Annotated in this window: 14 protein-coding genes; 11 read left to right on the top strand and 3 right to left on the bottom strand. The window is 67.1% G+C overall.

The features are described 5' to 3' along the window. Positions 1-52: 52 nt before the first annotated feature. Positions 53-904: a carboxylating nicotinate-nucleotide diphosphorylase gene (gene nadC / locus IAE58_RS09690; protein ID WP_199933570.1), complete on the bottom strand. Its 852-nt coding sequence runs from the start codon at positions 902-904 to the stop codon at positions 53-55. Then, positions 901-1170 carry a Trm112 family protein gene (locus IAE58_RS09685; protein WP_032128883.1) on the bottom strand — a complete coding sequence of 90 codons (270 nt, stop codon included), beginning with the start codon at positions 1168-1170 and terminating at the stop codon, positions 901-903. Before IAE58_RS09685 ends, nadC begins: the two co-directional genes overlap by 4 nt. A 58-nt stretch (positions 1171-1228) precedes the next feature. On the opposite strand from IAE58_RS09685, the gene purE reads away from it, so the two are divergent. From purE to IAE58_RS09670, 3 genes are all read left to right on the top strand, one after another. After that, positions 1229-1732, top strand: coding sequence for a 5-(carboxyamino)imidazole ribonucleotide mutase (gene purE, locus IAE58_RS09680; RefSeq protein WP_199933571.1), 504 nt, complete (start codon positions 1229-1231; stop codon positions 1730-1732). Then, positions 1729-2877: a 5-(carboxyamino)imidazole ribonucleotide synthase gene (locus IAE58_RS09675; RefSeq protein WP_199933572.1), complete on the top strand. Its 1149-nt coding sequence runs from the start codon at positions 1729-1731 to the stop codon at positions 2875-2877. The genes purE and IAE58_RS09675 overlap by 4 nt, the downstream gene beginning before the upstream one ends. A gap of 97 nt (positions 2878-2974) precedes the next feature. Then, on the top strand, positions 2975-3316 hold the full coding sequence (locus tag IAE58_RS09670; RefSeq protein ID WP_108752682.1) for a carboxymuconolactone decarboxylase family protein: 342 nt from the start codon (positions 2975-2977) through the stop codon (positions 3314-3316). 52 nt (positions 3317-3368) lie between these two features. Here IAE58_RS09670 and IAE58_RS09665 read toward each other — a convergent pair whose 3' ends face one another. Next, positions 3369-3947, bottom strand: a complete 579-nt coding sequence (locus tag IAE58_RS09665; protein ID WP_199933573.1) for a superoxide dismutase — start codon at positions 3945-3947, stop codon at positions 3369-3371. Between the two features lie 119 nt (positions 3948-4066). On the opposite strand from IAE58_RS09665, the gene grxD reads away from it, so the two are divergent. From grxD to IAE58_RS09625, 8 genes are all read left to right on the top strand, one after another. Next, complete coding sequence (grxD, locus tag IAE58_RS09660; RefSeq protein WP_108749163.1) at positions 4067-4387, top strand: Grx4 family monothiol glutaredoxin; 321 nt, start codon at positions 4067-4069, stop codon at positions 4385-4387. Beyond that, complete coding sequence (locus IAE58_RS09655; protein WP_199933574.1) at positions 4384-5157, top strand: SDR family NAD(P)-dependent oxidoreductase; 774 nt, start codon at positions 4384-4386, stop codon at positions 5155-5157. The genes grxD and IAE58_RS09655 overlap by 4 nt, the downstream gene beginning before the upstream one ends. Before the next feature lie 229 nt (positions 5158-5386). Next, positions 5387-8599 carry a carboxypeptidase regulatory-like domain-containing protein gene (locus IAE58_RS09650; RefSeq protein WP_233614882.1) on the top strand — a complete coding sequence of 1071 codons (3213 nt, stop codon included), beginning with the start codon at positions 5387-5389 and terminating at the stop codon, positions 8597-8599. A 252-nt stretch (positions 8600-8851) separates the two neighbouring features. Then, positions 8852-10240: a nucleotide 5'-monophosphate nucleosidase PpnN gene (gene ppnN / locus IAE58_RS09645; protein ID WP_108749166.1), complete on the top strand. Its 1389-nt coding sequence runs from the start codon at positions 8852-8854 to the stop codon at positions 10238-10240. Positions 10241-10447: 207 nt separating this feature from the next. Then, entirely contained in the window at positions 10448-10963 is a 516-nt protein-coding gene (locus IAE58_RS09640) for a Tfp pilus assembly protein FimT/FimU (protein WP_199933575.1), read from the top strand. Next, positions 10960-11436: a type IV pilus modification protein PilV gene (gene pilV / locus IAE58_RS09635; protein ID WP_108755852.1), complete on the top strand. Its 477-nt coding sequence runs from the start codon at positions 10960-10962 to the stop codon at positions 11434-11436. The genes IAE58_RS09640 and pilV overlap by 4 nt, the downstream gene beginning before the upstream one ends. Beyond that, complete coding sequence (locus tag IAE58_RS09630; RefSeq protein WP_199933576.1) at positions 11433-12599, top strand: PilW family protein; 1167 nt, start codon at positions 11433-11435, stop codon at positions 12597-12599. The genes pilV and IAE58_RS09630 overlap by 4 nt, the downstream gene beginning before the upstream one ends. Before the next feature lie 4 nt (positions 12600-12603). Then, a complete protein-coding gene (locus tag IAE58_RS09625; protein WP_199933577.1) occupies positions 12604-13113 on the top strand; it encodes a PilX N-terminal domain-containing pilus assembly protein in 510 nt (169 codons plus the stop codon). The last annotated feature ends 10 nt before the right edge of the window (positions 13114-13123 follow it).

The following is a 13123-nucleotide window of genomic DNA, read 5'->3' as shown; positions in this document are numbered from 1 at the left end:
TGGGGCGCCGCCCGCCATTGCGCCCGCCGGCCCCCCCCCCGGCGAGCGCCTCTCAGCCCGGCGGCGGGCCCAGCTTCAGTGACAGGTCGATCGCCTGCACATGCTTGGTCAGGCCGCCGATGGAAATGCAGTCGACGCCGTCTTCTGCAATGGCGCGCAGGCCGACCAGGCCCACGCTGCCGGATACCTCCAGTGGAATGCGGCCGGCGGTGATGCGCACGGCCTCGCGCCGCAGGTCGGCGCTGAAATCATCCAGCAGGATGCGCTCGCAGCCGGCCTGCAGGGCCTGCTGCAGCTGTTCCAGGTCTTCCACTTCCACCACCAGCGGCAACTGCGGCCACTGCTGGCGTGCGGCAGCCACCGCGGCCGGCAGCGAGCCGGCGGCGCGGATGTGGTTTTCCTTCAGCATCACCGTGTCGTACAGGCCGAAGCGGTGGTTGTCGCCGCCACCGCAGCGCACCGCGTATTTCTGCGCCAGGCGCAGGCCGGGCAGGGTCTTGCGGGTATCGAGGATGCGCGTGCCGGTGCCGGCCACGGCCGCCACGTGGCGGGCGGTGGTGGTGGCGGTGCCGGACAGGGTCTGCAGGAAATTCAGCGAGGTGCGCTCGGCGCTGACCAGGCTGCGGCTGCGGCCCTGCAGCAGGGCCAGCACGGTGCCGGCCTTGACCACCGCGCCTTCGTCCACCTGCCAGTCAATGCGGACCTGCGGATCGAGCGCGCGATGGGTGGCGTCGAACCACGGCCGGCCGCAGATCACCGCATCCTGCTTGCACAGCAGGTAGGCGCTGTCCGGCTGGTCCGGCAGCAGGGCGGCGGTGACGTCACCGCTGCCCAGATCCTCGGCCAACGCGCGGGCGACATCGGCCGCGACGAGGGCCGCATCCGGCGTCGGCAGGGCGGTCATGCGGCGGGGAAGTCGGCGATCTGCGCGGTCGGGATGGCCTCTTCGGCCAGCAGCACCGGAATGCCGTCGTCCACCCGGAACACCTGCTTGCGGTCACGGGTCACCAGGGCCTCGCGCAGCGGCTGGGCCAGCGGGTTGCCATCGGCCTTGTTCACCGCACCGGTGGAAATGGCCTTGTTGAGGGCTTCCAGGCCCTTGCCATCCAGCAGGGACAGGGGCTGGCGGGTATCGGGCGACACCAGCAGGTCAAGCAGCTTGCGATCCATGGTTCTTCGTCTTGCGTGGAAGACGGCTAGAATACGTCTTTAAGGTAGGTGACGGCCAATGACCCCCAACCCGATCGCGCCGCTCGTCGGCATCGTCATGGGTTCCCGCTCCGATTGGGAAACCATGCAGCACGCGGCCCAGAAGCTTGAAGCCCTGGGTGTTCCGTTCGAAGTGAAGGTGGTTTCGGCCCACCGCACGCCGGACGTGTTGTTCAGCTATGCCGAAGAAGCCGGCCCGCGCGGCCTGCGCGCGATCATCGCCGGTGCCGGCGGTGCTGCCCACCTGCCGGGCATGATCGCGGCCAAGACCGCGGTGCCGGTGCTGGGCGTGCCGGTGCAGTCCAAGGCCTTGAACGGCATGGATTCGCTGCTGTCGATCGTGCAGATGCCGGCCGGCATTCCGGTGGCCACCTTCGCCATCGGCAATGCGGGCGCCTCCAATGCCGCGCTGTTCGCCGCGGCCATGCTGGCCAGCGACCAGCCGGCCATCGGCCAGGCGCTGGATGCGTTCCGCGCCCGCCAGACCGAAGACGTGATGGCCCACGACGACCCGCGCCAATGAACCTGACCGTCGGCATCCTGGGCGGCGGCCAGCTCGCCCGCATGATGGTCCTGGCCGGTGCGCCGCTGGGCCTGCGCTTTGAACTGTTCGATCCGGCGGCCGACGCCTGCAGTGGGCCGTTGGCGCCACTCACCGTGGCCGCCTTCGACGACCGCCAGGCGCTGGCCGCGTTCGCCGCCAAGGTGGATGTGGTCACCTTCGATTTCGAGAACGTGCCGGCCGACAGTGCGCAGTTCCTGGCCGACCGCGTGCCGGTCTACCCGCCGCCGGCCGCGCTGGCGGTGGCCCAAGACCGGCTGAGCGAGAAGAGCCTGTTCCAGCAGTTGGGCATTCCGCTGCCGGCCTTTGCCGATATCCGCAGCCGTGACGAGCTGGCCGCGAAGGCCGCCGAGTTCGGTCTGCCGTGCATCCTCAAGACACGCCGCCTGGGCTACGACGGCAAGGGCCAGTTCCGTCTGCGCAGCGCGGCCGACATCGACGCCGCTTGGGATGCGCTGGGCGCGCAGGTCGAGCGCACCGGGCTGATCCTGGAAGGCTTCGTTGCCTTCCAGCGCGAAGTGAGCGTGGTGGCCGTGCGTGGCCGCGATGGCAGCTTCCAGGCCTGGCCGGTCACCGGCAACTGGCATGTCGATGGCGTGTTGTCGGCCAGCGTGGCCCCGGCCGTGCTGTCCGCAGCCGAGCACGAAGCTGCCATTGGCTACGCGCGCCGCGTGGCCGAACACCTGCAGTACGTAGGCGTGTTCGCGCTGGAACTGTTCTGCCGCGATGGCGAACTGCTGGCCAACGAGATGGCGCCGCGCGTGCACAATTCCGGGCACTGGACCATCGAAGGCAGCGAAACTTCGCAGTTCGAGAACCATCTGCGCGCCGTGCTGGGCCTGCCGCTGGGCAGTACCCGCATGCTCGGCCATGCCTGCATGCTGAACTGGCTGGGCGCCATGCCCGATCCGGCACCGGTGCTGGGCCAGGCCAGTGGCCATTGGCACGATTACGGCAAGCAGCCGCGCGATGGCCGCAAGGTGGGCCATGCCACGCTGCGCGACGACCAGGCCGATGCCCTGGCCGATGCCCTGGAGCAGGTCGGGCTGGAGCTGGACCGCCAGGCGCAGGTCGCCCCGGCGGTACACGCGCTGCGCAAGCGCTGAGGCGGGCGCAACGCTGCAACATTGTGGCGCGCCGGTGTACGCATCGGCGTAGCCCCTGCGGTGGTAGCGTGGGGCTCCTTTCCCCGGAGTCACCGCCATGCTCGACTGGAACGCTTACCGCAAGGAACTGAAGGGCCGCATCGGCGAGATCGGCAAGCTCTCGCCCGACACCCTGAAGGGCTATGCGACGCTGGCCAATGCCGGCGCGCAGACCAACCACCTGGATGCCAAGACCCGCGAACTGATCGCGTTGGCAGTGGCGGTCACCACCCGCTGCGATGGCTGCATCACCGTGCACGTGGATGCGGCGCTGAAGCAGGGCGCCAGCCGCGAAGAGATTGCCGAGGCGCTGGGGGTGGCGGTGTCGCTCAATGCCGGCGCCGCGCTGGTGTATTCGGCGCGGGTCATGGATGCAGTGGCCGCACACGAAAACGCGTGAGGCGTGCGGCGTGCGGCGTGCGGCGTCGCCGGGCCATGCCTGGCGGTCCGCCTCAGCGCAGCTGGCTTTCGGCGAATTCCCAGTTCACCAGCTGCCAGAACCCGTCCAGATAGCGCGCGCGCTCGTTCTGGTAGTCGGTGTAGTAGGCGTGTTCCCACAGGTCGCAGCACAGCAGTGGCGTGCTGTCGCCGGTCAGGGGCGTGCCGCCATTTCGGGTGACCTGGATGCCCAGTTGCCCGCCAGGGTGCTGCACCAGCCAGGCCCAGCCCGAGCCGAACAGGCCCAGCGCCGCGCGGTTGAATTCCTCGCGCAGGCGCTGCGCATCGCCAAACTGGCGCTTCACCAGTTCGCTTAGGCGCCCCTGCGGTTCGCCGCCGCCGCGCGGGCGCAGGCACTGCCAGTAGAAGCCGTGGTTCCAGGCCTGGGCGGCGGCATCGAACAGCGCGCCCTGGGTCTGGCGCACGATGTCTTCCAGCGTGGCCTCTTCCCATTCGGTGCCGGCAATGGCGGTGTTCACCGCGTCCACGTAGGCGCGATGGTGGCGGCCGTGGTGCAGCTCCACGGTGGTGGCCGACAGGTGCGGCTGCAGGGAGCCGGGGAGGTAGGGGAGGGCAGGCAGTTCGACGGACATGGACAGGTTCGTGGCCAGGGAGCGGTGGCAGCCGGTACCATCGGCATACAATGGTGGCTACCGTGGGCAGTCTAGCCGACCACCGCGGTCGGTTTGTCCGGCGAAGCAAGGAGTGAGGTGTGGCGGTAATGCAGCAAATCCAGGCCGAGGTGGATCGTTACCCGCTCGTGCTGTTCATGAAAGGCACCCCGCAATACCCGATGTGCGGCTTCTCCAGCCGTGCCGTGCAGGCGTTGATGGCCGCCGGCGCGGTGTCGCTACGCACGGTCAACGTGCTCGAAGAGCCGGAGATCCGCGCCAACCTGCCGCGCTTCTCCAACCTGCCCACCTTCCCGCAGTTGTTCATCAACGGCGAGCTGATCGGCGGCTGCGACATCATCATGGAACTGTTCGAGGCCGGCGAGCTCAAGCGCATCGTCGAAGAGGCCACCCAGGGATGAGTGCCTGGCCGTCGACGTCGACCGATACGGCGCTCGATGGCCGTCCCCTGCGGGACCGCGTGGTGCTGGTGGCCGGCGCCGGCGGAGGGCTGGGCAGTGCCGCCGCCGTCGCTGCAGCCCGGGCCGGTGCAACAGTGGTCCTGCTGGGGCGCAAGCCGCGCCGCCTGGACCGGGTCTATGCCCAGGTGCAGGCCGTGGGCCCCGAACCCCTGCTGTATCCGCTGGATCTGGAAGGGGCCAGCCCTGACGACTACGCCGACCTGGCGCAGGCCATCGGCCGCGAGCTGGGCCGCCTGGACGGGGTGCTGGTGTGCGCCGCGCACTTTCCCGGCCTGACCCCGTTTGAACTGGCGGACCCGGCCAGTTTCGCCCGCGCCGTGCATGTCACCCTCACCGCACCGGCCTGGCTGGCCCAGGCCTGCCTGCCCCTGCTGCGCCAGCGCGAGGATGCCGCCCTGGTGTTCGCCGTGGATGCGCCCGAACGGGTGGGGCAGGCTTACTGGGGTGGCTATGGCGTCGCCCAGCATGGGCTGCGCGGGTTGATCGCCAGCCTGCACGATGAACTGGCCAAGGGCCCGGTGCGGGTGGCAGGGCTGTACCCCGGTCCCCTGCGTACGGCGCTGCGCGCCCGTGCCTACTCGATCGACCAGGACGCAAGCGCGGTGGGGCCGGAAACGGCAGCCGAGGCCGCGGTCGCGCTGCTGTCCGCCGCCGGCCACCCCTGGCGGGGCCAGGTGCTTGACGCCCGCGCGGATACCGTATCCCGTTAAGTGAGCGATAGCCCGGAATGAAGATTCCGTCACGATAGCGTTGCGATCCGGTGCCGTTTGTCGCACAACCGTCACATTCATCGGATAGCGTGTTAATCTAGTGTTAACCGTTGCGGCAGCTGCCGTTCACGGTAGGGAACCCCAGATAAATCTCCGAGCAGCCACCCGCAAGGCTGTTTGGATGCGCTTTTTTTCCGCCATCGCCAACTCGCATCGAGGCTACCGAAAAATGACCCACCCACTCCGGATGTCCAAGCTCACCCTTGGTCTCGTGGCTGCACTTGCCGCCGCCCCCGCCTTCGCCCAGAGCACCTCTGCCGGTGTCGGCGGCCAGGTCGTGTCCCGCAGCGGCCAGCCCGTTGCCGGCGCTGAAGTCACCATCACCCACAGTGAGTCGGGCACCGTCTCGCGTGCGACCACCGACGCGGCCGGTCGCTACAACGCGCGCGGCCTGCGCGTGGGCGGTCCGTACACCATCACCATCACCAAGCCGGGTGAAGGCACCAAGACCGAAGATGGCGTCTACCTGGGCGTGAACCAGACCGGCACCATCAACGCCACCCTGGCCGGTGACCTGGCCGGCGCGACCAACCTGGACACCGTGCAGGTCACCGCTGTCGGCGGCGGCTCGGAAGTGTTCAGCGCCACCAAGATGGGCTCGGGCACCAACCTCAGCCAGCAGCAGATCGAAGTTGCGCCGTCCATCGGCGGCAACATCCAGGATCTGATGCGTCTGGATCCGCGCGTCACCTTCATTGATCGCGCCTCGGGCTCGATCTCGGCCGGTGGCCAGAACCCGCGCTACAACTCGGTGAACATCGACGGCGTATCGGCCAGCGACACCTTCGGCCTGGAAGGCAACAACATGCCGACCCGCCGCCAGCCGGTCGCCATGGAAGCCATCGAAGCACTGGACATCAACCTGTCCAACTACGACGTCAGCATCGCTGCCGCCGCCGGTGCCACCGTCAACGCGGTCACCAAGTCCGGTACCAATGAATTCCACGGTTCGGTCTACGGCACCTACCGTGACGGCGACTGGTTCGGTGACAACCCGGAAGGCCAGCCCTTCAACGGTTTCACCAAGGAAAAGACCTACGGCATGACCCTGGGCGGCCCGATCGTCAAGGACAAGCTGTTCTTCTTCGCCAACTACGAAAAGTTCGAACAGGCCGCACCGGGTGCTGATCTGTCGACCACGCCGCTGGGCAAGGCCAATGGCCAGTTCACCCTGGCTGACGTGACCCGTGCGCAGGAAATTGCCCAGGGCTACGGCATCGACGCCGGTGGCCTGGAAAGCAATGGCGATACGAACATGGAAGAGTACGCGCTGAAGCTGGACTGGAACATCAGCGACAACCACCGTGCCAGTGTGCGCTACAGCAAGATCGACCAGAGCAAGCTGCGCATCAACGGCATGACCACCAGCTCGGCTTCGCTGAACTCGTACTGGTACCAGCACAACAAGACCAACGAGAGCTACGTTGCCCAGGTCTTCAGCGACTGGACCGACAACTTCTCGACCGAACTGAAGGCTTCGTACCGCGAGTACTCGGCCATCCGTGCCGTCAACACCAACGCGCCCAGCATCCGCATCTACTTCGGCGGCACCCAGGCTGCGCCGTCGGGTGACTCGCTGTACCTGGGTACCGAAGTCAACTCGCAGGACAACATCCTCGAGACCAAGGCGTGGAACTACTACGCCGCCGGCACCCTGACCCTGGGTGACCACGACGTCAAGTTCGGTGCCTCCTACGACACCAACGACATCTACAACTACTACGGCGCCAACTCGTGGGGCACCTATACCTTCTATGGCCTGAACAACTTCGCCAACGGTATCTGGAGCACCTACGACTACGCCCCGGAGCGCAGCGCCGGTTCGATCGCCGCTGACTACAAGTACAGCAACCTGGCCCTGTTCGTGCAGGACACCTGGTACGTCAACAGCAACCTGACCCTGACCCTGGGTCTGCGCGCTGACCGTCCGGACACCAGCCCGGCACCGGCCTACAACGCACCGGCCTCGACCTTCTTCGGTTACAACAACAGCAAGGTCCTGAACAACAAGTTCCTGGTCCAGCCGCGCTTCGGTTTCAACTACACCTTCGACACCGAGCGCCCGACCCAGCTGCGCGGCGGCGTGGGCCTGTTCCAGGGTGATTCCCCGCAGGTGTGGCTGAGCAACAGCTACTCGGCGACCGGTTTCAACACCAGCGTCTACAACCGCACCGTTTACGATCCGACCCTGGTCTTCAGCCCGGACAAGGACAGCCAGCCGGTTCCGGCAGGCGCAGGTTCGGCCGTGCAGAACGTCAACTTCGTCGGCAATGACTTCCGCATGCCGTCGACCTACAAGGCCAACCTGGCCTTCGACCACGAAACCCCGTGGTACGGCATCGTGGCTTCGGCCGAACTGCTGGTCACCAAGGTCAAGGACGGCCTGTACTACCAGAACCTGAACCTGGGTCCGGTGCAGTACCAGGGTCCGGATGGTCGTGACATGTTCTACAGCGCCAGCAAGAACGGCGCCTGGACCTCGGGCGACGCCCGTTTTGGCCGCAACCGTGCCAACTACAACAACGTCTACCTGATCACCAACACCGACAAGGGCCGCACTTCGCAGTTCACCGCGTCGCTGAGCAAGCCGTGGTCGGATACCAGTGACTGGTCCTGGAACATCGGCTATACCTACACCGATGCGACCGAAGTCGGCTCGCTGACCAGCTCCACCGCCAGCTCGGGTTGGAACTACCAGTACGCCTTCGACGCCAACACCGAAATCGAGAACACCTCGCGCTACCAGATCCGTGACCGCCTGTCGGGGTCGCTGAACTGGAAGCACAAGTTCTTCGGCGATTACGAAACCAAGGTCGGCCTGGTGTACGAAGGCCGTAGCGGTCGTCCGTACAGCTACGTCTTCGTCAACGATGCCAACGGCGACGGCCGCAGCGCCAACGACCTGTTCTACGTGCCGAAGGGCCCGGGCGACGTGCTGTTCGGTACGCTGGCAGCCAATGGCCAGTTCACCGCCGATGCGGCCATGGAGAAGAACTTCTTCGCATGGCTGGCCGCCAACCCGGATCTGGCCAAGTACGCCGGCAGCACGCCGGGTGCCAACCAGTTCCGTACCGGCTGGATCAACACCTTCGACCTGCGCATCAGCCAGCAGCTGCCGGGCTTCATGAAGGGCCACAAGTCCGAGATCTGGCTGGACGTGCAGAACATCGGCAACATGCTGAACAAGAAGTGGGGCAACATCTACGACTACGGCTTCTTCGCCGACAGCCGTGTGGCCACCCTGCAGGGCATGTACCAGGGTAAGTACGTGTACAACTACCGCGGCGCGGACACCCCGACCGTGGCCAACGCAGACGCAGACGGCTTCGACGTCGGTGTCTCGCAGTGGTCGCTGCAGCTGGGCTTCCGCTACCAGTTCTGATGAACTGACGTAGTTGCTGCACACGGAAACGGCCGGGGAAACCCGGCCGTTTTCCGTTCAGGCGAAAGTGCTTGCGGGGCGATTGGCTTCGGCGTAGCATCCAGACACGTGCGCGGCGCCTTCGCCGCAACGGCGGTCCCAGCAACGGCGAACGCGGTCAGCACGCATCCAACGGTCGGGTTTCCCGGCCGTTTTGCTTTTTAAGGGGGCGGCAGTACAGTCGGAAACCTTGAAGGAAGCGAAAAGTTGGATATGACCACGAACGAAAAGGCAGCCCGTGCGCTGCCGGTGCAGGATGCGCGGATCTACCCGCGTGGTGGGCTGGATGTGTTGTCGCGCGCCGAAGTGGCGCGCCTGCGCGATGCCTCCGGCGGCGGCATGCACGAGCTGTTGCGCCGCTGCGCACTGGCCGTGCTGACCAGTGGCAGTGCCTCGGACGATCCGCGCGCCGCGCGTGATCTCTACCCCGATTTCGACATCCAGGTCGCGCAGCAGGATCGCGGCGTGCGCATCGACCTGGTCAACGCCCCGGCGATGGCCTTCGTCGATGGCGAGATCATCCGCGGCGTGGCCGAGCTGCTGTTCGCGGTGGTGCGTGACCTGGCCTACATGGCCATCGAGATGGGCCCGGCCTACGCGGCCGAGCTGGAGTCGTCCGAAGGCATCACCAACGCGGTGTTCGGCCTGCTGCGCAACGCGCGCATCCTCAACCCCGGCGACCCGAACCTGGTGGTGTGCTGGGGCGGCCATTCGATCGGCCGCGACGAGTACCTGTACACCAAGCAGGTGGGCTACGAGCTGGGCCTGCGCGGCCTGGACATCTGCACCGGCTGCGGCCCTGGCGCCATGAAGGGCCCGATGAAGGGCGCCACCATCGCCCATGCCAAGCAGCGCAGGACGGTCACCCGCTACATCGGCCTGACCGAGCCGGGCATCATCGCGGCCGAGTCGCCGAACCCGATCGTCAACCACCTGGTCATCATGCCGGACATCGAGAAGCGCCTGGAGGCCTTCGTCCGCATCGGCCACGGCATCATCGTGTTCGCCGGTGGCGTGGGTACCGCAGAAGAGATCCTGTACCTGCTGGGCATCCTGCTGCGCGAGGAAAACAAGGACTTGCCGTTCCCGCTGATCCTGACCGGCCCGACCGTGGCCGCGCCGTACTTCGAGCAGATCGACCGCTTCATCCGCCTGACCCTGGGCGATGCGGCCGCCGACCGCTACGAGATCATCATCGGCGACCCGGTGGCCGTGGCCAAGAAGATGGCCAGCGGCATCAAGCAGGTGCGCGAGTACCGCCTGGCGCAGAAGGATTCGTTCTTCTTCAACTGGTCCATCGAGATTCCGTGGGAGTACCAGCAGCCGTTCGTGCCGACCCACGAAGCGATGGCCGCGCTGGACCTGCACCACGGCCGTGCCCCACACGCGCTGGCAGCCGACCTGCGCCGGGCGTTCTCGGGCATCGTGGCCGGCAACGTGAAGGAAGACGGCATGCGCCGCATCGAAGAGTTCGGTCCGTTCCAGATCCATGGCGACGCCGACATGATGCAGGCCCTGGACGCGCTGCTGCGCGCGTTCGTCGACCAGCGCCGGATGAAGATTTCCGGCGAATACCAGCCCTGCTACCAGGTGCTGGCCTGACCGGCCGGGGTCGGAGCCCCTGCGGGGATCCGACCCCATTGCACCGACCCGGGGTCGGATCCTCGCAGGAGCTCTGACCCCCGTCCGGCACGCTGGCGTGTCAACCCTTTGACGCCCATCGCCCGGAACTGACCGTTCATCCTGCCGCCGCTTGCCGGCGGCCGGTGGCTGCGCCATCGTGGCCACCAACACGCTGGGGAGCGTCCAATGAAACTGCGCCGGTCCAACGGCTTCACGCTGGTCGAGTTGATGGTCACCATCGCGGTGGTCGCCATTCTCGGCACGATTGCGTTTCCGAGTTTCCAGAGCACCATCCGTTCCAACCGCATCGCCTCGGCCGGCAATGAAATGACCGGCCTGTTGTCGTTGGCCCGCAGCGAGGCCGTGCGCAACAAGCGCGGCGGCGGCGTCTGCGGCAGCTCCGACGGCAGCAGCTGCGATGGCGCCTGGCGCTCGGGCATGCTGGCCTGGGCCGACGTGGACGGCAACGGCAGCAAGGGCTCCAACGAGGTCGTGCTGCGCTTCGTCGCAGTCACCTCCGATTCGGTCACCGTCACCGGCCCGGCGGCCGAAGTCGCCTTCGACGCCCGCGGTCGCCGCCGTGCGGCCGCCGCCCAGCAGATCACCCTGCAGCCGGTGAAATGTGGCAGCGATCCCCAGCGCCGTACCCTGTCCGTCAATGCGGCAGGCCAGATCACCTCCACCAAGGCCGCCTGCCAATGAGCCGTCGTCTTCCCTCGTTCTCGCGGCGCCAGGCCGGCTTCAGCCTGCTGGAAGTGCTGATCGCCATCCTGATCCTCGGCTTCGGCCTGCTGGGCTTCGCCCTGCTGCAGACCATGAACGTGCGCTTCGTGCAGAGCGCCAACTACCGCACCCAGGCCACCAACCTGGCCTACGACCTGCTGGATCAGATGCGCAGCAACCGCTACCAGGCGGGCTGGTACACCGGCGCCAGCTTCGCGGCCAACTCGGTCAGCGCCAGTTCCTGCACCCGCGTGCTCGGCGCCGACCAGGGCGTGGCCAGCAACATCACCCGCTGGCAGTGCCAGGTGGTGCAGTCGCTGGGCGAGGGCGCCAGCGCCACCGTGCTCAACGCCAACGGCCGGGTCACCGTGGGCATCGCCTGGGGCGACCAGCGCTGGGATCCGCAGAATCCCAACGCCCGCACCACCTTTACCCTGGTATCGCAGCTGTGAGCGCGCACCTGTCCTCCCGCCGCCACGCCGCCGGTCTGTCGCTGATCGAAATGATGGTGGCCATGGTCATCGGCCTGGTGCTGATGCTGGGCGTCGTGCAGGTGTTCATCGCCTCGCGCACCGCCTCGCGGCTGGCCGAAGGCAATGCACGCGCGCAGGAAAACGGTCGCTTCGCGCTGGAGTTCCTGCAGCGCGACATCCGCATGGCCGGCCACTTCGGTTGCGTGAACGACCAGGCGCATTTCGTGAAGGGCGAGGGCGACCCGACCATCAACACCGGCGCCGCCACCGGTTCGGGCCATCCGCTGGATTTCAGCGTCAGCATCCAGGGCTATGAGGCCCCGGGCACCGGGCCAGGCACCAGCCTGACCGTCGGTGGCAGCTGGCCGGCGGTGACGGGCCTGCCGAGTTCGATCAGTGCACTCAAGCCGCGCGATGGCAGTGATGTGCTGGTGCTGCGCTATCTGGCCGCCGAAGGCGTACCGGTCACCGCGCTGGCGCCCGCTGCCAACAGCGTGGTCGGCTTCGACGGCACCATAGGCAAGCGCCTGCTGGAAGGTGGCGTGACCGCGCCCACGCTGTTCGGCGTGGCCGACTGCAGCCATGTGAACGTATTCAAGGGCACCTACGTTGAAGGCCAGGTCACCGCCAGCGGCGCCAACCTGGACCGCTACACCGTGCAGCCCACCGGCCAGACCATGATCTACCGCGCCGAATCGGTGGTGTATTTCGTGGGCACCTCCGGTACCACCGGCGAACCGGCGCTGATGCGTGCGCGCTCGGACGGTGCCGACGGCTATGCCACCCCGGAAGAGCTGGTGGAAGGCATCGAGAACCTGCAGCTGCTGTTCGGCCTGGACAGCACTGCGGCCATCACCAGCACTACCCCGCCCACCGGCAACATCACCACCGTGGCCATTGCCAGCGGCGTGTCTACCGGCACCAACGCAGCGGCAGCGGCGCAGTGGCGGCGCGTGGGCCAGGTGCAGGTCGGCATCCTGGCGCGCAGCCCGCAGCCCTCGCAGGCCGAAGCGGCCACCGATGCGCTGCGCTACCCGCGCATGCTCGGCGTTGGCTTCGCACCGTCCACGCCGAACGACGCGCGCTACCGCGCCGCCTACGAATCCACCATTGCCCTGCGTAACCGCCTCTTCGGGAACTGATGCCATGAACGCTCGAGCCCGCATCCGTCCGATGCCCCGCCAGCAGCGCGGTGCCGTGTTGTACGTCGCGCTGATCATGCTGATCCTGCTGGCGCTGATCGGCATCGCCGGCATGCAGGTGGCGGGCATGCAGGAAAAGATGGCGTCCAACTACCTGGCCACCAATGTGGCGTTCCAGAATGCCGAAGGCGTGACCCGGCGCAGCGAACGTGCGGTGGAAGCCATCGCCAACCGCACCGCCGCCGCCGCCGATGCCCCGCTGGTGGCCAGCGATATCCAGGACAACTGCGATATCGCCTTCGATCCGGTGGGCTGGGGCCGCGACCGCGCGCTGACCACCGTGCAGGCGGTGAACGTGCGCCGCATCGATACCTGTGTGATCGGTGGCGGCTCGCTGTCGATGGGCAAGCCGCTGGATCCGGTCACGCCCATCTACCAGATCACCACTTTCGCTACCGATACCGCGACGGACTCCTCGTCCACGGCGTCGGTCGATTCCATCTTCAAGCTCTGAGGCCGCCGGC

It is taken from the genome of Stenotrophomonas sp. S49 (assembly GCF_016624905.1).
Classification (GTDB): Bacteria; Pseudomonadota; Gammaproteobacteria; order Xanthomonadales; family Xanthomonadaceae; genus Stenotrophomonas.
This window is presented reverse-complemented; position numbering and strand designations above follow the sequence as displayed.

What these genes read in the sequence shown, in the direction of transcription:
- purE (WP_199933571.1), top strand. Translation starts at nt 1,229, where the DNA reads ATGACCCCCAACCCGATCGCGCCGCTCGTCGGCATCGTCATGGGTTCC.
- pilV (WP_108755852.1), top strand. Translation starts at nt 10,960, where the DNA reads ATGAGCCGTCGTCTTCCCTCGTTCTCGCGGCGCCAGGCCGGCTTCAGC.
- IAE58_RS09655 (WP_199933574.1), top strand. Translation starts at nt 4,384, where the DNA reads ATGAGTGCCTGGCCGTCGACGTCGACCGATACGGCGCTCGATGGCCGT.
- IAE58_RS09675 (WP_199933572.1), top strand. Translation starts at nt 1,729, where the DNA reads ATGAACCTGACCGTCGGCATCCTGGGCGGCGGCCAGCTCGCCCGCATG.
- IAE58_RS09670 (WP_108752682.1), top strand. Translation starts at nt 2,975, where the DNA reads ATGCTCGACTGGAACGCTTACCGCAAGGAACTGAAGGGCCGCATCGGC.
- IAE58_RS09665 (WP_199933573.1), bottom strand. Translation starts at nt 3,947, where the DNA reads ATGTCCGTCGAACTGCCTGCCCTCCCCTACCTCCCCGGCTCCCTGCAG.
- ppnN (WP_108749166.1), top strand. Translation starts at nt 8,852, where the DNA reads ATGACCACGAACGAAAAGGCAGCCCGTGCGCTGCCGGTGCAGGATGCG.
- IAE58_RS09625 (WP_199933577.1), top strand. Translation starts at nt 12,604, where the DNA reads ATGAACGCTCGAGCCCGCATCCGTCCGATGCCCCGCCAGCAGCGCGGT.
- IAE58_RS09650 (WP_233614882.1), top strand. Translation starts at nt 5,387, where the DNA reads ATGACCCACCCACTCCGGATGTCCAAGCTCACCCTTGGTCTCGTGGCT.
- nadC (WP_199933570.1), bottom strand. Translation starts at nt 904, where the DNA reads ATGACCGCCCTGCCGACGCCGGATGCGGCCCTCGTCGCGGCCGATGTC.
- IAE58_RS09640 (WP_199933575.1), top strand. Translation starts at nt 10,448, where the DNA reads ATGAAACTGCGCCGGTCCAACGGCTTCACGCTGGTCGAGTTGATGGTC.
- IAE58_RS09685 (WP_032128883.1), bottom strand. Translation starts at nt 1,170, where the DNA reads ATGGATCGCAAGCTGCTTGACCTGCTGGTGTCGCCCGATACCCGCCAG.